The following is a 24,743-nucleotide window of genomic DNA, read 5'->3' as shown; positions in this document are numbered from 1 at the left end:
TCTCAACCTTTTGGTTTGCCAGTTATACGAGGGGATTCATTTGCCCCATACGGATTGTCTTTGCTGAAACTCCCTGACTGTTTATTAATTCGACCAGTTATTGCTTCACCCCACGTAGTTGGTGATAAACCTCTCTTTGGGTCGGAGAAACGAAGCATTTCAGCTGCTGTGAGTTTATCATTATAGTTTCGTACGGTTGCTTTCACATCTATACCCGCTTCGCGGGCAGCAGCTATGCGAGTATTATCTATACTCGTAACTTTACCATCAGGCATCGTGACAACATCCACTGGGTCGCCCTTCCAACCATCCTTTCTCATACTAGTTACTAAGTCATCATAAGTGTATTTTTGTTTAGTATCACGTTCAGTCTTATTAAAGGAAACGGTATTCTGAGACAGACGAACATCATTTGCGTTAAGAGTTACGGGCTCTTTTTTGGTATTGCTGGCAATCTTACCTGACGTAGATCCATCGATAGCCATTTTAACACCTATCAACACACTGGCTATGTCATGTACCTGCATCACGCGATCATAAGTCTGCGCCACTTCATCCCATGACTTTTTGGGCTTCCCGTCCTTCCCACTCTCATTAACGATAGCTGTGATGGCTGCATCTCGAGTGATACTTCCATCATCAAGCCCCTTCATTATAGCTTCAGCGTTGGCGTAATCCGCTGGGAAAAGGTCCTTATACTTAAGGTTATAAGTTACATCACCGCCATAACTTTCCAACGCTTTCTGTGCTTGTACAACAAGTTGCCCACAGCCTGCACTGCTCTTGTTTCCTTGGGTACAGACATCCAAAATTTGCTGATCGCGGGTTTTATCCATGGCGTTGATATCAGCAAGTTCTTGCGTTAGCGTCTGGCGTTCTTCTACAGTTAAATCACCATTCTCAAGCTCATGTTCAACCTGTTTTTTACGCTCGGCTTCTTTATGATTAAGGTAGTTGTAACGCACTGAATCTATTGAAGCCGCCGCACCCGACCGTGCCCCGTTCGTTCCGGCAATTATCCCACCAATGGTGGCGCCACTTATCGCTGCCGCCCATTGAACAATCGCCCCTTTCTCACTTTCACCGAGTGAGGTATGGGTGCCCAGATAATCCGTTACCATTTTGCCAAAGGCTTCGCTGCTAAGACCTGCAACACCGCCAGCCAGGGCATTACTGTCCCCCAGGCTCGCTTGTAGCGCACCAATTACGCCATGAATAGCGGCTTTCTCTTTGCTGTTTGCACCCCAGCCCATTTTAGCGCCGAGGTCCCCAGCAGCCTGATTCGCGATCTGGCCGAACAGGCCAGCTAATTCCTGCTGCTCCTGAACTTTTTCTTTGTCGAAGATCTTATCAATATGGCCGTTGGCGTTATTCGTATCGCGACTTAACTCAGCGACATCCTGTTGTTGATTTTCCTTTTCACGAATGGTTATTGCGCCGTCAGCTATTGCAGAATGTGTCGTGCCGGACGTATCGCCATGCGCCCCTATTCCAATAATTGGTACTGCGCTACCGCCGCTTCCATTCTTGTCGCCTGCGTACCCTGCACTGATTCCTTTCGTGTCTGAGCTATATTCGGCATTGTTATGGATGTCACGCCAGCCAAGAGTGCCCGTTTCCAGAGAGTTTTTATCCGCTGTAGATGTGCTGGCGATGACAGCCCCGTCCAGCTGCGTGTGTTTGCCGACGGTGATATCAAAACCCTTTTCCCCCGCAAAAAGGCCGCTCTGCTCACCGACGCTCGCATACTCACTTTTAGTTTTGCTGTTACTGATGTTGAGTGAAGCTGACCCCGTCATGGTACCGAACGTGAAACTGGCTCCCCCGCTGACGTCTTTCTGCCAGCTGCGGTAGTCATCAGTATCCTGCAGGCTGGTTATCAGCAGGTCGCGGCCCGCATCGGCAGTAATTTTGTCACCCAGCGCCTGCGCACCGGCAATGACCATGTCACGTCCGCTGCTCATGCTTAGATCGTCGCGGGCATTGACACGGCTATTCACATGCTCAGTCGTTTTCCCGTCATCACCACCTTTGGACTGATAGCCACTCGCCTGAACACCAATCCCTGTTTCCTTTCCGACCGAGACATGCACACCAGCAGCCCACCCACTACTGTTGTTAGAGCTTTTTTGATCACGATTGTTGGAGGCAGCATTAAGTATCAGATCGTTCTGCGCCACTAGCGTAACGTTATTTCCCGTTACACCACTGCCTGTAATATGCAAATCGCCGCTCGCCCCATTTTTTCCGGTGGCGACCATATTCACATCGCCTCCGGCTGTGAGCGTGCTGCCTCGGACTTCATTTTGCTTCAGTTCAGAGGTGGATTTGCTTTTGCTTGAGCCAATATTAAGCTCAACCCGAACAGCATTCATGTCACCACCGGCAGCACCACCAGCCATGGAAGCCACGCCAGAGCCGGCAACCCAGGCTTCCTGCGCGGCTTTTACGCCATAAAGTGCCTTCAGGCGATCGTTGCTGACTTCGCTGCCGCGCTTAATAGCGTTATTTGCCGCCATTGCCGCATCAGTAATGGCAGACGAAACGGACAGCGTCAGGCCACTTTTCTTCTGTTCATACGTTTCTTTTCGGCGAAGCAGATCATTGCCAGGATCAACTACAATTTCTCCGGCAGCTACATTCAGGTTTTTAGCAGCGATTACATCTGCACCGCTAATATGCGCTTTGCTGTCCGCAATAATGCTGACATTACCGCCAGTGGAACCGATGGTACTCACGCTCTGGCTTTGCGTCGTGCCGTCTTCGTTAACCCGGTGACGAGTGGAGTTGGTCCCGATCGTAAAGCCGATACCACCGCTACCCATCAGGCCGCTGGTTTTCTTCTCTTTCAGATGATAGGACGATTGCTCGTTGGATGCGGCCACGACATTGACATCGTTACCCGCGTTGAGAACGACATTACTATCACCAATGATTGAGGACCCCTTCACTGTCACATCATTTCCGGCTGTGACAGAGACGTTATTTCCGCTGAATGATGATCCTTTCTCGTAAGTCGCACTCTCCTCATCGATAGTGTGCGTAGTGGTTTTCTTGAAGAGTCCTTTTTTAGTTTTGGTCTCCTCTTTGTAGTGATAATCGCTTTCGGTTGCGGTATCGAGGCTGACGTCGCGGCCTGCCGCCACGCCAATATCGCCCTTCGCCGTCACCTGCGCGGCTTCGGTGGTGACATCGCGTCCGGCAAGGATCTGCGTATTCGCCCCGCTGGCGATCTCCGTTCCCTGCTGACGCACGGACTCGTTAATAACGGTTTTCTTGCCTGACCTGTAGCTGTCGCCCTGCGTGGTCTCTTCCGCAGCCAGATTCACGTCGCGACCCGCCTGCAGCCCGACATTTTTCTCCGCCGCCAGCGCGGCGGCCTGAGCGTTGATATCCTGCCCGGCCTTCAGCACCAGGTTATCGCCTGCGGAAATCGTGGTGCGGTCGATCCCGGTGCTGTGGGATTCGCTTTTCCCTTTCTGGCTGCTTTCGCTGGTCTGTGCCGCGTTCAGGTTGAGATCGTTGCCCGCGCTCAGCCCCGCGCTGCCGCCCGCCTTCAGGTCGCTGGCGGTCACGTCAAGGTTGTGCCCGGCATTCACCAGCAGGTTGCCGCCCGCGGTGACGTTGCTGCCCTGATACGTGACGGACGAGCGGCTGGTTTTCTCCCGGCTGGAGCTGTATGCGTCGTTGATCTGATTCGCGTTGACGGCAATATCGCCCCACGCGTTCAGCAACATGTCGCCGCCGGAGGCCAGGTTCGCCCCGGTCACGGTGATGTTTTTCCCCGCCTCAAGCGACAGGCCATTCTGCGCGGTAATGGACGCCGTGTTGCCCAGAAGCGTGTCTTTCAGGCTGATGTTGCTGTATTTCCCTTTGGCATTGATATCAATCTGCTCAACCTGGGTCAGGTTGTTGATGCTGCCGTCCAGGCTCTCCAGCGCGACCGTTTTACCGCTGATGGTGGAGCTGATGTTATTGATGTCGCCGATGGCGCTCAGGTTCAGGTCGCCGCCCGCTTTCATCAGGCCGCTGTTGAGGTTGCTGATGCTGTTCTGGCTGTCGAGCGTCAGGCTGTTATTCGCCAGCAGCGAGCTGCCGCTGTTGGTGATATTGCCGCCCTTAAGGGTGACGTTGTTGCCCGCGATCACGCTGCCGTTATTGACGGTGACGTCCTTCGGCGACAGGTAGAGTTTCGGCACCATCACCGTTTCACCGTTGACGGTGGCTTTCTCCCACCACAGAAGGCTGTGGTCGAGCGCGGCAATCTGGTCCGCAGTCAGCGAGACGCCAAACTGCAGGCCCAGAGACTGCTGCGCCGCCGCGGCGTTGTCCATCAGATAGCGCATTTGATCCAGATCGGAGCCGATGCCGTTCAGGTAGCGGTTGCCGGTCTGGTTGAGCACCACGTTGGAGACATAGCGGGTATCGAACGCCGCATCGCCCAGGAAGCGGTAGTCGTAATCCGGGTTCAGGTTGAGGCGACCCAGCATATAAGACGAGCCGAGGAACTGCTTCTCGTCGGTAAACGCCAGCCGCGTCTCCTGCGGCGCCGTGGACGACGGCTTGACCCCTAGCATCGCGTTCAGGTCGGCAAACAGGGCGGGATCGAGCTGTCCGAGGCCGTTCAGTTTCGGGTTGATGTTGATCAGGTACGGGCTTTTCGGGTTGTCGTTGAAGACAAAATAGCCGTTGTTGCCCGACGGCAGCGGGTAAGCGCTGGTATCGACGCGCTGGCCCTGATAATGCCCGACGGCACCGCCCTGAGCGGTTTTGAGATCGGCGGTGGTGGCCCCTGCGTTAGCCAGGGCGCCCAGCTGGCCGAGATTGGCGTTGCCTTTCTGCGTGGTGGCAATGTTACTGAGAGACGTGCCGGACGCACCGCCATTTTCCAGCGCCCCGCCGCCGTTAAGCTGCTGCAGCGCACCCTGGAGCTGATCGTTCCACTGCGGCGAGTTTACCGCCACGGTACCGGTATTGCTCAGCCCCAGTTTTTGCACCCCGCTGCCGATGGTCTGGTTGCTGAGGGTGTTCAGCGACGGCGCGGAGATAACGTTGCTGACGCCGCCTGCGTTGGCGGTGGTATTAGTGTTGCTGATATTGCTGGTGAAGTTTGCTGTGACGTTGCCACCCGCCTGGATGACGGCTCGGTAGAGTTCACCCGGTTGGAATTCTGTTTCATGCCCAACCAGATTGTACTCAATAGTATCATTCTTGAATTTTATATTCTTACTACCAGCCGTGCCTAGCTGACTTGTTGCGTAACCAACAGATGCAGATAACGGTTTATATTCATAAATCAGGTAGTCAATCTCACTACCTGCCTGCCAGCTCTGGTTATTTAATTGATTTCCTGACAGGTGAATATCACCGTTTGCCAATATATTGCTGGCATTATTATCAAGCCTGGAAGCCTGAATATTCAGGTCGCTACCTGAAGCGATACGCCCTACTGGAGAATCGCCCCCTGTAATAACAGTTGTGCTGTATCTTCCGGAAAAACGCTGCCTGACTGTATTTTTAAAAGGAGCCAGATAATAGTATGTGGAGCGATGGATATTACATGCACTATTAGCTCCACAGTTACCAGCACCCGGACCAGTAATGACTTCACGCGAATAAAAACCATAACTTCCATCTGGCAGAGCCGTAACAGGTACATCTATTGTCGACTCACCTGTCATCCAGTCATCAACTGGTTGTACCTGACTCTCAGTTGACGCTTTAAGCCCTTCCCGCTCATTTCGTAAGTTGATGGTTTTAATATTAAGACTTCCACCCTGCGTCTCAATATTCCCCGACGTATTCACCACCTGGCTATTAGCATTCCCCGCCGCATCCCGCTGCATCCACAGGTTGTTCCCCGCCATGATGTCGCCGCGCTGGTTGGTGATGCTGTCGGCCAACAGCGCCAGATTATTGGCCGCATACAGCAGCGCGGTGTTGACGATGGCGCCCGGCGCGCTGAGAGTCAGCGAGCCGCGCGTGCCGGTGAAGCCGTCGACGGTAATATTGCTCCGGCTGGCCACGGTGATATCGCCCCCGCCCTGCACCGAGCCCGCGGCGTTCAGCGCCACATTGCTGCCAGAGAGCATACTGGCACCGCCGCCGGTGGTGATTTGTCCGTTGTTGCTGAGCTGCCCGCCCGCGCTGAGGTTAACCGCCTGCCCCTGCAGCACGCTGCGGTTATCGATGTCGCCGCCGCTGCTGATGGTCAGGGTTCGGCCTGCCGCCACGGCGGTCCGGCTGGTAAACGCGTTCGTCAGCTGCAGCGTTAAATCGCCCAGGGAAACCAGCTGGCCGGTGAGGTCCAGCCCCCGGCTCTGCAGCCACAGGTTGCCGCCGCTCAGCAGCTTGCCGCCCGCGCTCTGGGTCACCTGGTCGGCATTAATATTCAGCTGCGCGTTGCCGAGCAGCGTGCCGCTGTTGTTCAGATGGCCGTAGTTAACCGTCAGCTGTCCCGCCTGGGTGGTGCCCTGGCTGGCAAGCGTGGTGCCGGTCAGGGTGGCCCGGTCGGCCACCCACGTGCCGCCGTTAGTGGCGTTCGCCGCATTGAGGATCAGGTCAGTGGCCTGCAGCCAGCCGGTGCCGGTGAACTGCGGCGTGCCGAGCGTCAGGCGCGCGCCGGAAAGCAGCCTGCCGTCATTACGCGCCTGCGAGGAGGCGGTCACGCGCGTCTCGCCGCCGCCCTGGATCAGGCCGTAGTTAAACAACGTGGGTGTGGTCAGCGTCAGGCCATCGCGGCTGACGATTTCGCCCCCGCCGTTGTTGGTCAGCGTGCCGCTGAGGGCCAGCGTCGCGCCGTTATCGCCCTGCAAACGTCCGCCGTTGGTGAGCGCCCCGGTGGTGATGCCGAGCGTGCTCCCCTGAATCTTCCCGTCACTGGTGACACTGGCCGCCGTGACGTTCAGCGCCCCGCCGGAGAGCAGGGTGCCGGATGACTGCTGGCTCACCGCGCCGGTCTGGCTGAGGGTCAGGCCGTTCACGCCGCTGATGGCGCCGCTGTTGCTGAGCGTGCCACTTTTCAGCGTCAGGTTTTTCGCCGCCCATTGCCCCTGGTTCGCCAGCGTGGCAGCCTGCAGCGTCGCGCTGCCCAGCGCGGTAATCTTGCTGCCTGCGGTGCCAGTGAGCGTGTCGGCCAGCGTCATCTGCAGCGCGTCTGCGCTCTGCACCGCGCCGCTGTTGGTGAGCGACTGGGCGTTGAGCAGGATATTTTGTGCCTGCCAGCTTCCGGCGTTGGTCACCGCGCCGGACGTCATCGTCAGGGTGCCCTGAGTAAGCAGCTTGCCGCCTGCGCCGTTAATGAGTTCCTGCTGCGGCGCGGCCATCGCCATGCGCGCCATCAGCCGCTGCTGCCCCTGCAGGGTCAGGCTCTGCAGGCCGGTTAAGGTGCCCTGGTTGTTGATGCTGCTCTGACTCAGCGTGAGGCTTTTCCCCTGCACGGTGCCGCTGTTTTTGAGCGTGCTGCCGCCGAGCGTCACGTTATCCTCGCTGAGAAGCTGCCCGCGGTTATCCAGCGTCCGGGCGGTGATATCCGCTCCGCCCTGGCTCATCAGCGAGCCGTTTGAGGTCAGCGTGCCGCCTGCATTTGCCGTCAGCGTTCCCTGGCTGAGCAGTGACCCGCCGTGCGACCAGTCGGTGGCGCGGACGTCTGCGCCGTTCCCCTGCAGCGTGCCCTGGGTGGTCAGCAGGCCTGCATCCAGCGTCAGCATGCCGCCGGAAAGCGTGCGCGAATTCGTGCTCGTGGTCAGCGTGGTGCCGATGAGCGCCAGGCCGTTCGTTCCCTGCATCAGCCCGCCGTTGTTGAGATCGCGAGCGTTGAGGGACAGCGTGCCGCCCATGATGCGCCCCGGGTTCGCCAGGGTGTCCGCGGTGAAGGTGGTTGCGCCGCCGCTCTGCAGCAGCCCGGTATTTGTTAACGCCCCGCTGAGCGTGCCGCTGAGTCCCGTCAGCCCGTTCACCGTGCCGCTGTTGGTTAGGATGCTGCCCGTCATGCCCAGCGTCGCGCCCTGCAGCGTACCGGCGTTCGTCAGCTGTCCGCCCTTCAGCGTGAAGCCGCCGCCGGAGAGCCATTTGCCGTTCAGCTCGTTGATAAAGCGATCGGCGGTGGCGTTAACGGCGTTGCTGCCCTGCATAAGGCCGCTGTTGCGCAGTTCCGCTGCGCCTGCGGTCAGCGTTTTGCCCGCCACCGTGCCGCTGCTGGTCAGCGTCGTCGCGTTAAGGATGGCATTTTCAGTGGCAACGAGGTTCCCCGTATTTGTCAGGGTGTTGCTCAGGCCAAGATCCAGACTCTGCGCCTGAATATCGCCCTGGTTCGTCAGGTCACTTCCCCGGAGGGTGAACCCGCCGTCCACCAGCAGCAGACCGGCGTTATCAAGCGTGTCGAGGTGTAAATCCAGGTTGCTGCCGCTCATCAGCTGTCCGGTATTCCTGTTACTCAGCGAGCGGGTGGTCAGCGCCAGCGCGTCGTTACCCTGCAGAATGCCGGTGTTGGTCAGCTGCGCGGCATTCGCCGTCAGCGCTTTCCCGGCCAGCTGGCCGTCGTTAAACAGCTGCGCCGCCGTCAGCGTAAACAGGTTCTGGCTGAGCAGAGCCCCTTTGTTGTCCAGCCTGCCGGTGGCGGAAAGCGTCAGGGCGTCCAGCGCCTGAACGCTGCCCTGGTTGCTCAGGCTCTCTGCGCCAAGCGTCGCGCTGCGCCCCTGAAGGCTGCCCGCGTTGCTGAGGGTTTTTCCGCTCAGGGTCAGGGTCTCGCCACCCGTCACCTGCCCCTGGGCCTGGTTCGCGAAAGTATCGCCGGACCAGACCAGCGTACTGCTGCCCTGAAGCAGGCCGCTGTTCTGCAGATCGCCGCGCAGGGTCAGCACTTTCGCCAGCAGCTGGCCCCGGTTATCGGTGCTGCCGGCCTGCACGTCCAGCGCCTGCTGGCTGAGAACCTTGCCACTGTTGGTCAGCGCGCCGGTCACCTCCGCCGTCACGCCCGCTTCCCCCAGCGCGTTACCGGTGTTGATCCACTCGCCGGTGGCCAGGTTTAGCGTTTTGCCCTGCAAAAGCCCGGCGTTGTTTAAGGTGGTGTGGTGCAGTTCGAGCGCGCCACCGGAGAGCAGCATGCCCGACTGCTGGTTGCTGAGCTGCGCCCCCGTCGCCGTCAGGGAATGGGTGCCCTGCAACGTGCCGCCGTTAGTGACTGCCGCGCTGTTGAACTGTGCGTCGGTACCTGCCATCAGCCCGCCGTTCGTCAGGCTGGCGGTAGTCAGGGTCAGGCCGTCCCGGGCAATCACCCGCCCGTCGGCATCGTTGCTGGCCTGACGGGTCAGGTTCAACAGCAGCGCGGTGGCGCTGAGTTCGCCGCTGTTAGCAAGCGTGTCGCCGTTGAGCTTCAGCGTTCCGCTGCTGCGCAGCGCGCCACGGTTACTGATGTCTGCCACGCCGAGCGTCAGGGTATCTTCCCCCTGAACGGTGCCCTGGTTTTGCAGGCTGTTCGCCGTCACGTGCAGGTCGCTGGCCGCAATATTGCCCGTGTTAACCAGCGTGGTGCCGTTCAGCGTGATCCGCTCGTCCGCCAGCAGGCGTCCGCTGTTGCTCAGGTTGAGATATTCGCTGCTCAGACTGAGGCCGTTGATTTCACCCTGGTTTGTCAGCGTGTCGCCTTTGACGCGCAGCGTGCCGTCGGTGGTGATAAGACCGCTGTTAGCCAGCACCGGGATGTTCAGCGTTAAATCCTGCGCGCTGTAGACCGATCCCCCACTCAGGTTCACGAGCGATCCGGTCTTCAGATTGAGCAGGGTGGTTCCCTGCAGCAGCCCGCCGTTCTCTACCGACGCACCGTCCAGCGACAGGGTATCGGCCACCAGCGAACCGCGGGTGGTGATGCGGTCGCCTGCCGTCAGGGTCATGCGGTCCGCTTTTGCGACGCCGGACAGGAGGATGTTCTGTCCGCTGAGGCCGATCGTACCGGCGGTAAGTTCCCCGCTGCTGGTCAGGTCGTTGGTCGCGTTAAAATTCAGGGTGTTACCGGTGGATTTCCCGGCATGCGCCAGCGTGCCTGCGGTCGCCAACAGCGCTCCTTTTGCCGCCTGGGTGCCGTTCAACGTCGCATTCTGCGCCTGAAGGGTAAGCGCCTGCCCGCTTTGCAGGCGGGCATCCCGATCGGTGATCAGATCGCTGGTGGAAACGGTTAATGCCCCCGCCGCGTCCGTCTGCCCGTTCAGGTTGGCGCTACGGTTGGCGGTAAGCTGGACGTTGCCCTGGCTGGTGGTACGGGATGCCTGACCGCTGGTCAGGGTATCGGCCTGCGCCGTCAGCGCCGTCGTGCCGGACAGGGTGCCATTCTGTTCAAGTGTGCCTGCTGTCACGTTCATCGCGCCGTCAGCCAGCAGGCTGCCGCCGTTACGCAGGGTTTGCCGCGCCGTGACGTTCGCATCCCCTTTCGCGCTCAGCGTGCCCTGCTGCTCCAGGGTACCGGCGTTCAACGCCAGCGTTCCCGCGCTCTGCAAAGTACCGCTATTGGTAACCGTCTGCCCCCGTAAAGTGATGTCGCTACCCTGAACCGCACCGCCGTTCGTCAGATCTCCGGCATTCACATCCAGATGGCCTTTCGCCGCCAGCTGGCCGCCGTTTGACACCCTGTCGCCGGAGAGCACAATGTCGCGCCCCGCATTCACCTGTCCCTGGTTACTGACGGTGCTGCCCGTCAGGCGGATATCGCCCGAGGCGTCGGCCCGGCTCTGGCCGTCCAGCACCAGCTGTCCGACGCTCAGCGCAAGGTTCTCCCCTGCCGAGATCGCACTGCCCGTGGCTGACAGCGTGCCGCCGGTCAGCGTGGTGCGGGTATCGCTGCCGACGCGGGTACTGGTCAGCGCGATATCCTTTCCGGCCGCCACGCTGAGCGCGCCTTTACTGGTGATGCTGCCGGCGCGCTGCGTCAGGCTGCCGTCGGTAGACAGCATGGTGTCGGTCTGGCCTGTCAGCGTCGCATCCGAAAGCGCAATCCCCTGCCTGCCCACGACCGCCAGCGCGCCCGCGCTGTTCGTCCCGCCGCCCGTCATCTGCACTTTTCCCTCACTGGAAAGGCGCATATCGCCGCTGCTGGCGAGCGTGCTGTTATTGAGCTCCACATCCTGCGAGCTGGTCAAGTTCAGCGCGCCACCGGCCTGATGGCTGCCGTTGAGGGCCACCCCCGCGCCGCTGGCGGCGATCGATCCGCTGGCAAGGCTGTTCGAGACCGTCAGTTTGCCGCCCGCATCAAGCTGAATATCCCCCTGGCGCGCGGTGAGATTGCCGAGGTTCACCCCCACGCCCGCCTCGCTGGAGACCAGGCGGATACGGTTGGCATACATCCCGCCGAGCGCGCCGGTATCCACAGCCACGATGGGTGCGGCCCCCTCACCGGCAATCGGCTTAACGCTTCCATCTGCGCCAACGCGGTTCGCCCCCGCCGTCACCTTCAGGTCGTTCGCGTGAATCGCGGCGTTCACTTCCGTTGCGCGCGCAATAATCGACAGCGCGTCGCTCCTGCTGGCGTCCAGCCCCTGGCCTTCAACCGTGATGGCCCCTTTCGTTACGTCCAGCGCCAGCAGGTTACCATTAGCGTCAAACTGCGGTTTACCTGTGGTCAGCGTGGCATTGGGGGTGTTGATAAACCCGCATCCGTTACAGGTGATACCGTACGGGTTAGCCACCATGACGTTTGCCGCCTTGCCGGCGACTTCCGTATAGCCCTGCAATTGCGAGCGGCTGGCTCCCGTGACTTCGTTGATGATGCCTTTCGCTTCCCGCCCGGCCTGCAGGTTGGGGTTGTTCTGGATAAGCCCGCCCAGTTGGGTCTGGGTTAAACGGTCCGTGCCGTTATTGAGGATAAGCCCCTCTTTGCCGACGTTGTAATCCTGGAACTGGTTATGCGAAATACCCGCCCCGTTCGGCGTGGCGATATTGATGACCGGAACCCCGTTCCCCGCCCGATCCACCGTGGTCTGCCCGGTCGGCGTGAGCGCCGCCGCGACGGCAGGAGCCATCGGTTGCCAGATCATCAGGCCGCAGACAATCCAGCTGATCAGACGCTGCGAGAAACGAACGGGAGGGTGACGGGTATCCATAGTCGTAGAGTCTCTTAAAGCATAAAGGCAATGCGCCAGTTAACGCTCACATGATCCGGGCCGAGCCAGTCGGGATAGTGCAGCGGCGTGCCGACTGAAACCTGGCTGCTGTACCAGCGCCCGGCGCTGCTCAGCCCCACAGAGGCACCCCATAACGTGCCGGAGGCAAAGCGGTCCTGACTGTCTTTCTCCAGCCAGCCGCCGTCAACGGCGACCGTGGCGCTCACCGCGCCAATCACCGGGAGGGTGAAGAGGGAATATCCCAGCTCGTTACGCCAGTAGCCGCCGTTATCCCCGGACAGATACTGCTCTTTAAAACCGCGCACGGAGCTTTCGCCGCCGAGCGTCAGACGCTCGGAGCCGTACAGCCGGTCAGGCGACCACTGGCCGTAGGCGCTGGTCAGCCACCAGGCGTTACGGGCTATCGGACGCTGGAAGCTGGCGTTCAGGCTCCATTTGCGGAATTCAGCCCGCGGCATATCGCCGGATTTATCTTCGTCGGTTTCGGCATTGAACCACGGCATGCCGTGGCTCCAGGTCGGGTTGAAGGTCGCGACGCCGCCCAGCATTTTTTGCGTGTGGGTAACGCCCAGGATCAGGCTGGAGAGATTGCGCGTGCTGCTCTGAAGCGGCGCGTCGTTGAGCCAGTTGCGGCTTGAACGCTGAACCACGCCTGCCGCGATGCCGGTTTTCACATCCCCGTTGCGGAAAACCACCCACGACGCGTTGACGCGGTGGGTTTTGGTATCGCCCGTGGAGAGCCAGTTGAACCCCTGGTTATTGATGGTGGTTCGGTAGTTGCTCCAGGCATAGCTGTAGTCCAGCAGGCCGTAGCCAAACGGCACGCTGACGCCCGCCTGGAAATTCTGCGCATCGTACGCGCTGGCAAAATCGCTGCTGCGCCCGCCGCTGACGAACCATTTATCCGCCAGCCCCAGCATATTATTGGCAGTGAGCACGCCATTAAGCTGCTCTTCACCGGTGCTCTTCTGCCCGCTATTATCCAGGCTTACCGATGCACTTAACGGAAATTCCGGTTTTGCCGTGAGATTAACAATCGAATATCCTTGCTGGGTTCCCGGAAGAATTTCTATCTGAACCGGCTCGGCGCGCAAACGGTTTATTTGCTCCATGCCCTGTTCGATGTCGCGTAAATTAAGGATGCGCCCCACCCGTCCCGGAAACGCCATTTTCAGCATCCGCGGCGTTTCACCTTCCAGGCGAATCGCTTCCAGCCGGCCTTCCAGCACAATAATATTCAGCTGGCCCCCGGAGAGATCCTGTTCGGTAAGAAAGGCGCGGCTGGTGATATATCCCCGGCTGATATACCAGTCAGAAATATGGGCCAGAAGCTCCGTTATTTTCGCCATATCCAGACACTGTCCTTGCCACGGCGCAACAAGGTTATGCTGGTTTTTTGGAGAGATTAAGGTCGCACCGGAAAGCGTAATGCTGTTAATGGTGAAACAGGGCCCGGAGCCGGTAACAGGCCCTGGTCTGGCGGGTTCGGGGAGGGGAATACTCCGCTTCAGCTCTTCGCGCTGCTGCTGGTTTTGAAGTAAAAGCTGCTGCTGTTGCTGTTGAATAGTATCGCGATCAGCTGGCGACAAGGGGGCAGCATTCACGCTTGCTGAAAAAAGCACAATAAATAATATAGCAACAGTATAATTTACAAATGAAATTATTCTATTTTTTATTTCGGAGCTATTCATCCATGCCACAAAAATGTCCGCAATGATTATTTTTGTAATATAAGAGCATTCTTAAAGAGAGTATATCTAATTTGCATTAGGGCTCATAAAATTAATGGTTCTTTCAGAAAAGTGATAAGGATATTAAGAGAAAATAAGAAATGATTTAACTCACCCTTAAATCTTGAGTTAGCCGTAATACACTAGGCATGAAGTCGAAACGTCTTTCGCCACTCCACCGGACTAACCCCAAAGCGTGCCTTAAACTGCTGCCGCCAGGTGACGGCGGAATTAAATCCCACCAGCTCCGCCACGCTCTCAACGGGCATATTTCCGGCTTCAAGCAAAATCTGGCTGCGCCGCAGGCGTTCGGCGGTAAGCCAGTCGGCGACGCTCATGCCCGTGGCTTTAATAAAATGGCGGGTCAGCGTGCGGCGGCTCATCGAAACCACCTCCGCCAGCGAGTCCAGGCTATGCGGTTCGGTAATGTGCTGCTGCAGGTAGTCGATCAGGCAGTTAATACGTGCGTCACGGGTATCTTTCGGTACCGGCTGGGCGATGAACTGCGCCTGCCCGCCCTCGCGGTGCGGCGGTACAATCATCCGGCGGGCAATCTGGTTGGCGACCACGCTGCCAAAGCGCTGGCGAATAATATACAGGCAGCAGTCCAGCGCGGCTGCGGTACCGGCAGAGGTGATGATATTGCCGTCATCCACGTAGAGGGCATTGATATCCAGCTCGACGTTCGGGAAGAGCGACTGGAACTGGCGTTCAAATTCCCAGTGGGTGGCGGCCCGTTTACCGTCGAGGATCCCCGCCCAGGCCAGCACAAAAGACCCCAGACATAGCCCGACGATTTCTGCGCCGCGGTCTCTCGCCTGTACCAGGCTGTCTAGCAGCGTCTGAGGCGGACGTTCAAGGACGTGCTGCCAGTAGGGAACGACAACAATATCGGCCAGCCCGATGGCGGTGTAATCCTGCGTGGCATTGAGGGCGAACCCGTCTTTTGATGTAAGAAACCCCGGCGTTTCGGCGCAGATCGTCACATTAAAGCGCTTTTCGCCGGAGACCGAATCGCCAAACAGAATGCAGGGAACGGAGTAGTGGAACGGGCTGAACCCGTCTACCGCGACAATCGCGACGTTGACTAGCGACATCTGTCTCTCCTTTCCCGTTAACGCACTCAGAATATAACGGTTTCGCCATCCTGGGGAATGCTCACCGCATCGCTCACCTGGTTGGCTTCAACGTACTCACGCAGCGCGCTGCGGGTCAACAGGCAGTGGTTAATCGCCTCCATATGGCTCGCCACAATGTTGGCCTGCGGCAGCAGGAAATGAACGTTGAGCACGTCCTCCTGCCCCATAATAATGGGCCCAAAGCCAAGGACGTGGGCATAGCCGGCGTTCAGTACCACCACGTCCGGCTGGTGCTTTTGCAGATCGGCCGCCACCTCTTCGCGCCAGATGGTATCCCCGGCAAGATAGAGCGTCTTCTCCTCGGGATGACGCAGCACCACGCCACAGGCCTCGCCCAGCCGCTCCGCCAGCTCCGGTACGGCGTAAGCGCGGTCGGTACCGTGCTGGCCGCCGTGGGTTTTCGTAATCTGAATATCGCCAAAGGTGGTCGCGTCGGTCATGACCGTCAGGTTGCTAAACCCCTGGCTGCGCAGCAGCGCGGCGTCACGATCGTTTTGCACGTAGATCGGTTTATCTTTGGCGATCAGCTCTGCTGCGGCGCGATCCCAGTGATCATCATGTGTATGAGTGACGATCACCGCGTCGACGTCCAGCAGCGTGTTGACGTCAACGGGGAGTTCGACCGTCGGGTTACGGATATCGGCATGCGCCGTGCCGGGAAAGCCCGGATAAGCGCCCTTCGGGGCCAGCATCGGGTCGATTAAAAGACGTTTTCCGGCGTAGGTAATCAGCTGGGTGGCGTTGCGAATGTGGGTAATGTTCATGGGCTATCCTCCGGTTGGTGTGATAAGGAGGATAGCCAGCCGTCGCCGGTAACGCTGTGGGTTAAAGGGCGATTACCGATGGAATCGGGCCAATTTAATCACCGCGTTTTCTGCCGGTTCCTTTACCAGCCCGGCACCGCCCCGCCGTTAAAGATCGTCTCCGCCGCTTTCGCCACTTCCGGTGACTGATAGGACTGGATAAACGCCTTCACGTTCTCCGCGTCTTTGTTGTCTTCGCGCGTCACCACGATATTCACGTACGGCGAGTTTTTATCTTCAATAAAGACGCTGTCATGCACCGGCGACAGCCCGGTTTGCTGAATATAGGTAGTGCTGATGATGGCGACATCCACTTTCGGATCGTCCAGCACGCGCGGCAGCTGTGCCCCTTCCAGCTCCATAATTTTCAGCTGTTTAGGGTTGGCGGTAATATCCAGCGCCGTCGGCAGCAGCCCGGTGTCCGGCTTCAGGGTGATGAGCTTCTCTTTTTGCAGCAGCAGCAGCGCGCGGCCAAGGTTGGTCGGATCGTTTGGAATGGCGATAGTCGCCCCGTCCTTCAGGTCAGACACGGATTTGATTTTGCGGGAATAGCCGGCCATCGGGAAAACGAAAGTGTTCGCCACGGCCACCAGCTTGTAGCCATGCGCCTTGTTATCTTCTGCAAGGAACGGGCGGTGCTGGAAGACGTTGGCATCCAGCTCTCCCTGATTTGTGGCATCGTTAGGCAACAGCGAGCCGCTGAACCCTACCAGCTCCACGTCCAGGCCATATTTCTCTTTCGCCACCTTTTTGGCGACTTCCGCCACGTCCTGTTCCGCGCCGTTGATGACGCCCACTTTAATGTGTTTGGCATCGCTGCCACTTTGATCGCACCCTGCCAACAGCAGGCCAGCGAGTACCAGAGCACCTAATCGACGTTTCACGAGACAGTTCCTTTTGCTGAATGGTGTAGTGACTATATCGACAACGAGGCGGTGAAATAAAAAACGAAAAAGAATCAATAAGAAGGATAAGTTATATGCGAGTATCGCCGGGTGGCGCTGCGCTTACCCGGCATCAGGGATCACGACGTTGTCGTCCAGTCCTCGACGGCAAGCTCCTGCACCATTCTGAATGCACGATCGTTTGTCACAATCGTTGTCCCCCGGCTGATAGCATGCGCAGCGATCAGCTGATCGAGATCGCCCATCACTTTGCCTTTTTTCTCCATGGCTGCACGAAGCTCTCCGTACGTTGCGGCGGCGTCACTGTCCCAGTCGCAAATCGTGATGGTATTGAGAAACTCATGGATTGTTTCTTTCAATCTACTGCTTTTCTTCTTATCCGCACCATACAGCAACTCCGCTTCGGTAATGCTTGAGATACAAACGTCCCCCGGAGTCAGGCATGTCATTCTGCTTACAACCTCCGGGTGTCGTTTAAACAAGTGGCTCACGATATTCGTATCCAGCATATGCCTCATGAACAGGCTCCATCCAGAGGGTCTCTTGTCGTAACACTCTGATTGCGCTCCTCTTTGCTCAGAAACGAATCCGGTACGTCTGTAACTGCCAGCAGGCGGAAAAAATTATCCCAACTCTTTGTCTGAACAGGTTTTGCCGCCAAAACGACATTCCCCACCTCATCCCGCCGGATGTAGACGCTCTCCGTATCAAACGCGAATTCAGCAGGCAGCATCACCGCCTGATTCCGCCCCTTTTTGAAGAGTTTTGCTGTCCGTTCCATTGACATCTCCATGCTTTATTTAACCAGGCCAAAGCATGCGCCAGGGCCTGAAAAGAAGACAAGCAGCACGCTTCAAATTAGGAAAGCGACTCGCAATAAATAGCAGAATCCATAATCACCGCAGCGGACTTAAAGCGCTTTCGCCAGATAATGTCGCTGCATGCCCGGATAAGGATAATCCTGCAAAGACATCTGCAACTGGTACCCCTGTTTTTCATAAAACGGGCGCGCCTGGAAGCTGACGGTATCCACCAGCGCGTGCTTGCAGCCTTTGCGTCTGGCTTCCTCTTCTGCCGTTCTGATGAGCTGGCTGCCCACGCCGGTACCTCGCACGGTGTCGCTCACCCAGAGATAGTCGATATTAAGCCAGTCGCCTTTACGCACGCCGATTAACCCGCCCAGCATTGCGCCATTATCGTCACGCACGTAAACCCCAACGTCGCCGCTAAAATTTGTCAGATCGAGAAACTGCCCGTTAAAAGCCCTCAGACCCGTCAGTAACTCCTCTTTCTCCTGCGTCGTGACATTATCAGTAATGCTCAGGTACATATTTTTCTCCTTATTTTTCTGCCGTTTCACTATCGCATACCCACACTCTGGAGAAAATTCATACTTTCGACTGGCGTCGCGACACTGAATGTAACGATATATTTCATGGGAAGCCTGTGACTTCTCAAGGGGGTTTTGATGAAAGCTGCGCACCTGGTCTGCCTGCTGGTTTGTCTGCTCTTCGCCGCGTTTGTCCATGCTCAGGAAAAAGACGATCCGGCAAAGGATGCACAAATAAAACAGCAGGTTCTGAAAGATGTGAAGAAAGCCTGTACGCCGCAGAAAAAGCAGAGCGATAAGGCCTGGCAGGCAATGATTTTGTCTTCAGAGGCCAACCAGCTGCTGATCAAAAATGCCGTTACCGCCGTGAAGCGCGACAACCTGGACGCCTACTGGGATGCAGTAAGTCAGGTGGATTGCATGGAGGATTATTGAGTTCTCGCCGGGTGGCGCTGCGCTTACCCGGCCTGGAAAACGTTTTTAACGCTTCCGCACGTCCGGAATGATGAGATCCCCGCGCAGAACATAGGACCCGAGCATCTGCGTTTTCTCCGTCAGCCAGCTCACGATGCGTGCCGCCATCGCGTCCATGGAATATTCAATGGCCGGGATCACCGGAATACCCGGCAGGTGCAGCGATCCGGCAAGACTGAAGACCATGATGTCTTCCGGCACCGATTTATTAAACGCCTGCAGCTGCGGGATCACCCGCTGAGCTTCCTGCTCGTCCGCTACCAGCAGCGCGTTGAAATTCAGGGTGCTGGCGTTGTTAAGCAGCTCCTGCAGCGCAACGGACGAGGAGGTCGCGTCCATAAAGACGAGGTTGCGATTAAAGGGCAGGAAGTTTTTCTCCAGCGCATGCTTGTAGCCAAGCAGCACCTGGTCGGCAAACCCGCTGCCGTGGGGGTGGATCAGGGCAATCTGGCGTCGCCCCTGGCTGGTGAGGTAGTTACAGGCGGTTTCGGCGGCAAAAGCGTGGTCGAACTGGATGCTGTTGGAATTATCAGCCTCCATGCAGTCCACCAGGATGACGTTTTCCATATCCACGTCCAGCGGGAAACGGGCACCAATCACCAGGATGTCGTCACACAGGCCGCAGGAGAGTTCTTCGAGAGCGTTCATCACTTCCGCTTTGCTATGCGCGAAGCGCAGCAGCAGGTGTTTTTGATGCTGGCTGAGCTGTTTTTCCAGCGCGTACAGATACCCGGTGGTCTGGTTAATGTTTTCCTGCGCGCAGATCACCCCAATGCAGCCCGTCGACTGGCTCAGCAGCGACTGGGCAATCACGTTGGGACGATAGTTCAGCTCATCCACCGCCTTCAGCACGGCCTGACGGCTGGCTTCCTTAACGCCACGTGACCCACTCAACACTCGCGATACCGTGGCTTTAGACACCCCGGCCAGACGTGATACATCATTGATTGTCGACATCTCTTTCCCCTGGCAGGCTAACCTCGCGCCTGCAAATTCCATCACCGCTACGGCTCACATTATAGCCAGAACGGAGTATATCCGTTTCCGTTTTTCATGGAAACCGATTTTCCGTTTCCACTCAAAATGACGCAAATACAGCCAAATTATGTGACCCACATCCGGTTAATTAGCCTCATAAGTAAGGGATCTTGATGATTGTCACACTTCTGTCTTTTATGATTGGAAACCGGTTTCCGTATCATGTCCAATCACTCTCGCAATAACTTTTTACATTTAGAGGATGGTTGTCGATGTTCAAGATTATGCTGTGCTGCTCTGCCGGGATGTCCACCAGCCTGTTGGTCAGCAAAATGGTCGATGTCGCGAAAGAACGTGGCGTTCCGGTAAAGATTGATGCGTACGGTGTTTCCGAATTTGATACGCAGTTTCCGCAATATCAGGTGGTACTTCTCGGACCGCAAGTGAAATACATGTTACAGACACTCTCAGACAAGGCGGCTACGAAAGGCATTCCGGTGCAGCCCATCGACATGATGGACTACGGCATGCAGCGTGGCGATAAAGTACTGGACTATGCTCTGTCGCTCATCAAAGCGGCACACTAAAAGGTGTTCACATGAGTTCGTTATATCAATCCATGGTCGCGGTGATTGAGCAGTCAATTACCCCGCTGGCCGCGAAGCTGGGTCAGCAAAAGTATGTGATTGCCATCCGCGACGGCTTTACCGCCGCGCTGCCGTTTATGATCATCGGCTCGTTTATGCTGGTGTTCATCTTCCCGCCGTTCTCGGCGGATACCACCAACAGCTTCGCCCGCGGCTGGCTGGATTTCTCCCAGACCTACCGCGAACAGCTGATGCTGCCGTTTAACCTCAGCATGGGCGTGATGACCTTCTTCATCTCGGTGGGGATTGGGGCGAGCCTGGGGCGTCAGTTTAACCTCGACCCGGTGATGTCCGGCCTGCTGGCCTTTATGGCCTTCCTGCTGGTCGCCGCGCCGTATGCCGACGGCAAAATCTCGACCCAGTATCTCTCCGGCCAGGGCATCTTCACCGCGCTTATCACCGCAATCTACTCCACCCGCGTCTATGCGTGGCTGAAGCAGAACAACGTGACCATCCGCCTGCCGAAGGAAGTGCCAACCGGCGTGGCGCGCTCGTTCGAAATCCTGATCCCGGTGATGGTGGTGATTGGTACCCTGCACCCGCTGAACTTGTTCATAGAAGCACAGACCGGAATGATTATCCCGCAGGCAATTATGCACCTGCTGGAGCCGCTGGTGTCCGCGTCTGACTCCCTGCCCGCGATTCTGCTCTCCGTGCTGCTGTGCCAGATCTTCTGGTTTGCCGGTATCCACGGCTCGCTGATCGTCACCGGCATCATGAACCCGTTCTGGATGGCAAACCTCTCCGCAAACCAGGCGGCACTGGCCGCTGGCGCAGCGCTGCCGCACGTTTACCTGCAGGGCTTCTGGGATCACTACCTGCTGATTGGCGGCGTAGGCTCCACGCTGCCGCTGGCGTTCCTGCTGCTGCGCAGCCGCGCCACGCATCTGCGCACCATCGGCAAAATGGGCATTGTGCCGAGCTTCTTTAACATCAATGAGCCGATTCTGTTCGGCGCGCCGATCATCATGAACCCGATGCTGTTTATCCCGTTCGTGTTTGTTCCGCTGGTCAACGCCTGCCTGGCGTACGGCGCAACCAAACTCGGCTGGCTGGCACAGGTTGTGTCGTTGACCCCGTGGACCACCCCCGCGCCGATTGGTGCCTCGTGGGCGGCAAACTGGGCGCTCAGTCCGGTGATCATGTGCCTGGTCTGTATGGTGATGTCCGCGCTGATGTACCTGCCGTTCCTGCGCGCCTATGAGCGTACGCTGATGAAAAACGAAGAGCAGAAAGCCCAGGCAACCGTCGGTACCGCTGAAGCCGCAAGTAATTAAGTCAAAGAGGAAAGGACATGAAATACGCATTTCCCGATAACTTCTGGTGGGGCAGCGCAAGCTCCGCTCTCCAGACCGAAGGGGCAAGAGAGGGAGAAACCACGTGGGATTACTGGTTTGCCCGCGAGCCAAACCGTTTTCACAACGGCGTGGGGCCGCAGCAGACCTCCACGTTTTATCAGCACTGGAAAACGGACATTCAGCTGTTAAAGCAGCTGAACCACAACAGCTTTCGCACCTCGATTAGCTGGGCGCGCCTGATCCCCGACGGTATCGGTGAAGTGAATCCGGAAGCGGTCGATTTTTACAATCAGGTCATTGATGAGCTGAATGAACAGGGCATCACGCCGTTTATGACCCTGTTCCATTTCGACATGCCGATGGCGATGCAGGAGATTGGCGGCTGGGAAAACCGCGACGTGGTGGAGGCTTACGCCCGCTATGCGCAGATCTGCTTCGAGCTGTTCGGCGATCGCGTGTTGCACTGGTTTACCTTCAACGAGCCGATTGTCCCGGTGGAAGGCGGTTATCTGTACGACTTCCACTACCCGAACGTGGTGGATTTTCGCCGGGCAGCCACCGTGGCGTATCACACCGTGCTGGCCCATGCGAAGGCGGTTCAGGCCTACCGCGCCGGGCATTACGCCGGGGAAATTGGCATCGTGCTGAACCTGACGCCGTCCTATCCGCGCTCGCAGAACCCGGCGGACGTGAAGGCGGCGCACATCGCGGACCTGATGTTTAACCGCAGCTTCCTCGACCCGGTGCTGCGCGGCGAATACCCGGCGGACCTGGTGGCGCTGCTGAAGGCGTACGATCAGCTGCCTGCCTGCAGGCCGGAAGACAGCGCTCTGATTGCGGAAGGGAAAATCGACCTGCTCGGCGTGAACTACTATCAGCCGCGTCGCGTGAAGTGTCGCGACAGCGCGGTGAACCCGCAGGCGCCGTTTATGCCGGAGTGGTTCTTTGATAGCTACGAGATGCCGGGCCGCAAGATGAACCCGTACCGCGGTTGGGAAATCTACGAGCCGGGTATTTACGATATTCTGGTTAACCTGCGCGACAATTACGGCAACCCTCGCTGCTTTATTTCTGAAAACGGCATGGGCGTCGAAAATGAGCAGCGCTTTATTGAAAACGGCCAGATTAACGATCGGTACCGCATCGAGTTTATTTCCGAACATTTAGCCTGGCTGCATAAGGGTATTAGCGAAGGGTGCAATTGTCTCGGTTACCATATGTGGACGTTTATTGATAACTGGTCGTGGTGTAATGCTTATAAAAATCGCTACGGATTTATCCAGCTCGATTTAGAGACGCAGCAGCGCACCATTAAGAAAAGCGGAGAGTGGTTTGCCGCCACCGCCTTAAATAATAGTTTTGAAAAAGAGTAATAAGATGATCGCACTAGAAGAAGCCGTAATGGAAATTATCGTCAATGCCGGACAGTCACGCAGTCTGTGCTTTGAAGCTCTGCACGCGGCGCGTCAGGGCAACTTTGACGAGGCCAAAAGCCTGCTGCGCGAAGCCGACGGCTACTCGCGCCAGGCGCACAAGATGCAGACCAAACTGATCGAGCAGGATGCAGGCGAAGGCCGCCAGCCGATGACGTTAATCATGGTGCACGCGCAGGATCATTTAATGAATTCTTTATTAGCGCGTGAACTGTCCGAAGAAATTATTCATTTATATCAGAGATAGTCTATGGCGAAATAATTAATGTAATACCTCTGTACCCTAAATAGAGATCCACTTGTTCTGATGATAGCGACATACTCTGTCAGATCGGAGCGGGATGGTTATTGTCTGAATAAAATTAAACTATATTGAGATAACCATGAATACGATTAAAAAACTTCCATTAACCATGGCGGTTATCGCCGCGCTTTGCCCAATTTCCGTGCTCGCACAAGAATTTACCCAGGAGCAAATCGACGCCATTGTGGCGAAAGCGGTGGATAAAGCCCTGGCGGAGCGTCAGGCCAAAATGGATGCGGCGGTCGCGAAAAAAGCGGACATCGTGACCGAGCCGCAAAGCGCGGCGCAATCCCCGGATATGGCGATCCCGTTCGGCGTGAAATTTACCGGCTACGCCCGCTACGGCGCGCACTTCCAGGCCGCCGATCAGAAATACGTGGCGGTGGACGGCTCCTACAACGGCGCGTCAGCGATTGGTCGTCTGGGCAACGAAGGTAACGGCGGGGAATTCCAGCTCTCCAAGGCCTTCAAGGGTGACAACGGCGCCATCTGGGACATCAACGTGATGATCGACCACTGGGGCGACGAAGTTAACCTGAAAAAAGCCTACGCGGGGGTGACCAACATTATGGCCTCCAACCCGAACGCCTATTTCTGGGCCGGTCGTGACTTCCACCAGCGTCCGCAGCAGGGCATCAACGATTACTTCTGGATGAACCACGACGGCCAGGGCGCCGGGGTGAAAAACTTCGACATCGGTGGCGTGCAGTTTGACGTGGCCGCCGTGGCGGCGGTGGAATCCTGTAGCCCGGAAGTGATGGAAGATGAAGCCAACCCGTCGCGCATCACCTGTACCGGCGGTTCCGGAACGGGCGATAAAGGCAACTACGCCGCAACCTCGAAAATCCACGGCATGAAGCTCGGCCCGATCGACATGGAGCTGTACGCCAACTACGGCTTTGACTCCAAAGCGGTGGAGAGCGACGAGCGTCTGAACGCCTGGCAGGGCGGCGTGGTGCTGAGCCACACTAACGACAGCGGCGTGAACAAGGTGATTGCCCGCTACTCCGATAACGCGGACAACAGCGTGTTCAACAAAACCGAGGATCTGACCACGGTCTACGCCAGCTTCGAAGGGCTGTACAAATTCACCCAGGCGACGCAGGTGGAATACATCCTCGCCTTCCACGACTACGACAACAGCCGCGATAAGACCGACAACCGCAAGAACTACAACGCCATCGTGCGCCCGATGCACTGGTGGAACGACGTTCACTCCACCTGGCTGGAAGCGGGCTGGCAGCACGTTGACTACGACAACGGCGGCGACAACAAGGGCTGGAAGCTGACCCTGTCGCAGAACATGTCTATCGCCATGGGGCCGGAGTTCCGCCCGATGCTGCGCTTCTACGTGACCGGCGGCAAAGTGGACAACGAACGCACCGCGCGCGTGAACAATACCAAAGACGAAACGCTCGACGACTTCAACGTCGGCGCGATGTGGGAGGCGTGGTTCTAAGGTAAAAGCAAAACGGCAACGCAACGTTGCCGTTTTTAGTGTTTGCTCCCTCTCCCCGTGGGAGAGGGCCGGGGTGAGGACATCAGGCCGCACACAACCATGCTATGCTGTTGACCGAATTAACGACAACATA

The 24,743-nt window shown here is 57.5% G+C and carries 15 protein-coding genes; 6 read left to right on the top strand and 9 right to left on the bottom strand.

Annotation, left to right across the window (positions count from 1 at the left end; translation table 11 throughout):
- Window positions 1-2: 2 nt before the first annotated feature.
- From AB8818_RS15660 to AB8818_RS15625, 8 genes are all read right to left on the bottom strand, one after another.
- Complete coding sequence (locus AB8818_RS15660) at window positions 3-12,089, bottom strand: hemagglutinin repeat-containing protein (protein ID WP_371199925.1); 12,087 nt, start codon at window positions 12,087-12,089, stop codon at window positions 3-5.
- Window positions 12,090-12,103: 14 nt separating this feature from the next.
- A complete protein-coding gene (locus AB8818_RS15655; RefSeq protein ID WP_226857652.1) occupies window positions 12,104-13,801 on the bottom strand; it encodes a ShlB/FhaC/HecB family hemolysin secretion/activation protein in 1,698 nt (565 codons plus the stop codon).
- Between the two features lie 182 nt (window positions 13,802-13,983).
- Complete coding sequence (locus AB8818_RS15650) at window positions 13,984-14,937, bottom strand: GlxA family transcriptional regulator (RefSeq protein WP_192984155.1); 954 nt, start codon at window positions 14,935-14,937, stop codon at window positions 13,984-13,986.
- Between the two features lie 26 nt (window positions 14,938-14,963).
- A complete protein-coding gene (locus AB8818_RS15645; protein ID WP_192984158.1) occupies window positions 14,964-15,743 on the bottom strand; it encodes an MBL fold metallo-hydrolase in 780 nt (259 codons plus the stop codon).
- Between the two features lie 122 nt (window positions 15,744-15,865).
- Window positions 15,866-16,666 (bottom strand): lipoprotein NlpA, encoded by an 801-nt coding sequence (nlpA, locus tag AB8818_RS15640; RefSeq protein WP_028014989.1) that lies wholly within the window; start codon window positions 16,664-16,666, stop codon window positions 15,866-15,868.
- 140 nt (window positions 16,667-16,806) lie between these two features.
- Window positions 16,807-17,205, bottom strand: a complete 399-nt coding sequence (locus AB8818_RS15635) for a type II toxin-antitoxin system VapC family toxin (RefSeq protein WP_192984160.1) — start codon at window positions 17,203-17,205, stop codon at window positions 16,807-16,809.
- Window positions 17,202-17,468: an antitoxin gene (locus AB8818_RS15630; protein ID WP_163329993.1), complete on the bottom strand. Its 267-nt coding sequence runs from the start codon at window positions 17,466-17,468 to the stop codon at window positions 17,202-17,204. Before AB8818_RS15630 ends, AB8818_RS15635 begins: the two co-directional genes overlap by 4 nt.
- A gap of 129 nt (window positions 17,469-17,597) precedes the next feature.
- On the bottom strand, window positions 17,598-18,017 hold the full coding sequence (locus tag AB8818_RS15625) for a GNAT family N-acetyltransferase (protein WP_163329992.1): 420 nt from the start codon (window positions 18,015-18,017) through the stop codon (window positions 17,598-17,600).
- Window positions 18,018-18,155: 138 nt separating this feature from the next.
- Between AB8818_RS15625 and AB8818_RS15620 the strand changes: the two genes are divergently transcribed.
- Entirely contained in the window at window positions 18,156-18,452 is a 297-nt protein-coding gene (locus tag AB8818_RS15620; protein ID WP_166709606.1) for a YicS family protein, read from the top strand.
- A gap of 45 nt (window positions 18,453-18,497) precedes the next feature.
- On the opposite strand, the gene AB8818_RS15615 is transcribed toward AB8818_RS15620, so the two are convergent.
- Window positions 18,498-19,448, bottom strand: coding sequence for a LacI family DNA-binding transcriptional regulator (locus AB8818_RS15615; protein ID WP_061096675.1), 951 nt, complete (start codon window positions 19,446-19,448; stop codon window positions 18,498-18,500).
- A 293-nt stretch (window positions 19,449-19,741) separates the two neighbouring features.
- Between AB8818_RS15615 and AB8818_RS15610 the strand changes: the two genes are divergently transcribed.
- The 5 genes from AB8818_RS15610 (at window position 19,742) to AB8818_RS15590 (ending at window position 24,610) form a co-directional block, all read left to right on the top strand.
- The gene (locus AB8818_RS15610; RefSeq protein WP_116342898.1) at window positions 19,742-20,056 is read left to right on the top strand and encodes a PTS sugar transporter subunit IIB; all 315 of its coding nucleotides are present in this window, start codon (window positions 19,742-19,744) and stop codon (window positions 20,054-20,056) included.
- Between the two features lie 11 nt (window positions 20,057-20,067).
- Complete coding sequence (locus tag AB8818_RS15605) at window positions 20,068-21,393, top strand: PTS sugar transporter subunit IIC (protein ID WP_116342896.1); 1,326 nt, start codon at window positions 20,068-20,070, stop codon at window positions 21,391-21,393.
- A 17-nt stretch (window positions 21,394-21,410) separates the two neighbouring features.
- Entirely contained in the window at window positions 21,411-22,787 is a 1,377-nt protein-coding gene (locus AB8818_RS15600) for a glycoside hydrolase family 1 protein (RefSeq protein ID WP_192984162.1), read from the top strand.
- Window positions 22,788-22,791: 4 nt separating this feature from the next.
- The gene (locus AB8818_RS15595; RefSeq protein ID WP_192845932.1) at window positions 22,792-23,094 is read left to right on the top strand and encodes a PTS lactose/cellobiose transporter subunit IIA; all 303 of its coding nucleotides are present in this window, start codon (window positions 22,792-22,794) and stop codon (window positions 23,092-23,094) included.
- A 136-nt stretch (window positions 23,095-23,230) separates the two neighbouring features.
- Window positions 23,231-24,610, top strand: a complete 1,380-nt coding sequence (locus AB8818_RS15590; protein ID WP_116342890.1) for a carbohydrate porin — start codon at window positions 23,231-23,233, stop codon at window positions 24,608-24,610.
- Window positions 24,611-24,743: the final 133 nt, after the last annotated feature.

The sequence above is a fragment of the Enterobacter sp. KB-280D8 genome (genome assembly GCF_041399405.1).
GTDB classification, from domain to species: domain Bacteria; phylum Pseudomonadota; class Gammaproteobacteria; order Enterobacterales; family Enterobacteriaceae; genus Enterobacter; species Enterobacter cloacae_N.
This window is presented reverse-complemented; position numbering and strand designations above follow the sequence as displayed.

Bases quoted from the DNA above. Each gene is read 5' to 3' on its own strand.
- AB8818_RS15660 (WP_371199925.1), bottom strand. From the start codon at position 12,089: ATGGATACCCGTCACCCTCCCGTTCGTTTCTCGCAGCGTCTGATCAGC.
- AB8818_RS15655 (WP_226857652.1), bottom strand. From the start codon at position 13,801: ATGAATAGCTCCGAAATAAAAAATAGAATAATTTCATTTGTAAATTAT.
- AB8818_RS15650 (WP_192984155.1), bottom strand. From the start codon at position 14,937: ATGTCGCTAGTCAACGTCGCGATTGTCGCGGTAGACGGGTTCAGCCCG.
- AB8818_RS15645 (WP_192984158.1), bottom strand. From the start codon at position 15,743: ATGAACATTACCCACATTCGCAACGCCACCCAGCTGATTACCTACGCC.
- AB8818_RS15635 (WP_192984160.1), bottom strand. From the start codon at position 17,205: ATGAGGCATATGCTGGATACGAATATCGTGAGCCACTTGTTTAAACGA.
- AB8818_RS15630 (WP_163329993.1), bottom strand. From the start codon at position 17,468: ATGGAACGGACAGCAAAACTCTTCAAAAAGGGGCGGAATCAGGCGGTG.
- AB8818_RS15625 (WP_163329992.1), bottom strand. From the start codon at position 18,017: ATGTACCTGAGCATTACTGATAATGTCACGACGCAGGAGAAAGAGGAG.
- AB8818_RS15620 (WP_166709606.1), top strand. From the start codon at position 18,156: ATGAAAGCTGCGCACCTGGTCTGCCTGCTGGTTTGTCTGCTCTTCGCC.
- AB8818_RS15615 (WP_061096675.1), bottom strand. From the start codon at position 19,448: ATGTCGACAATCAATGATGTATCACGTCTGGCCGGGGTGTCTAAAGCC.
- AB8818_RS15610 (WP_116342898.1), top strand. From the start codon at position 19,742: ATGTTCAAGATTATGCTGTGCTGCTCTGCCGGGATGTCCACCAGCCTG.
- AB8818_RS15605 (WP_116342896.1), top strand. From the start codon at position 20,068: ATGAGTTCGTTATATCAATCCATGGTCGCGGTGATTGAGCAGTCAATT.
- AB8818_RS15600 (WP_192984162.1), top strand. From the start codon at position 21,411: ATGAAATACGCATTTCCCGATAACTTCTGGTGGGGCAGCGCAAGCTCC.
- AB8818_RS15595 (WP_192845932.1), top strand. From the start codon at position 22,792: ATGATCGCACTAGAAGAAGCCGTAATGGAAATTATCGTCAATGCCGGA.
- AB8818_RS15590 (WP_116342890.1), top strand. From the start codon at position 23,231: ATGAATACGATTAAAAAACTTCCATTAACCATGGCGGTTATCGCCGCG.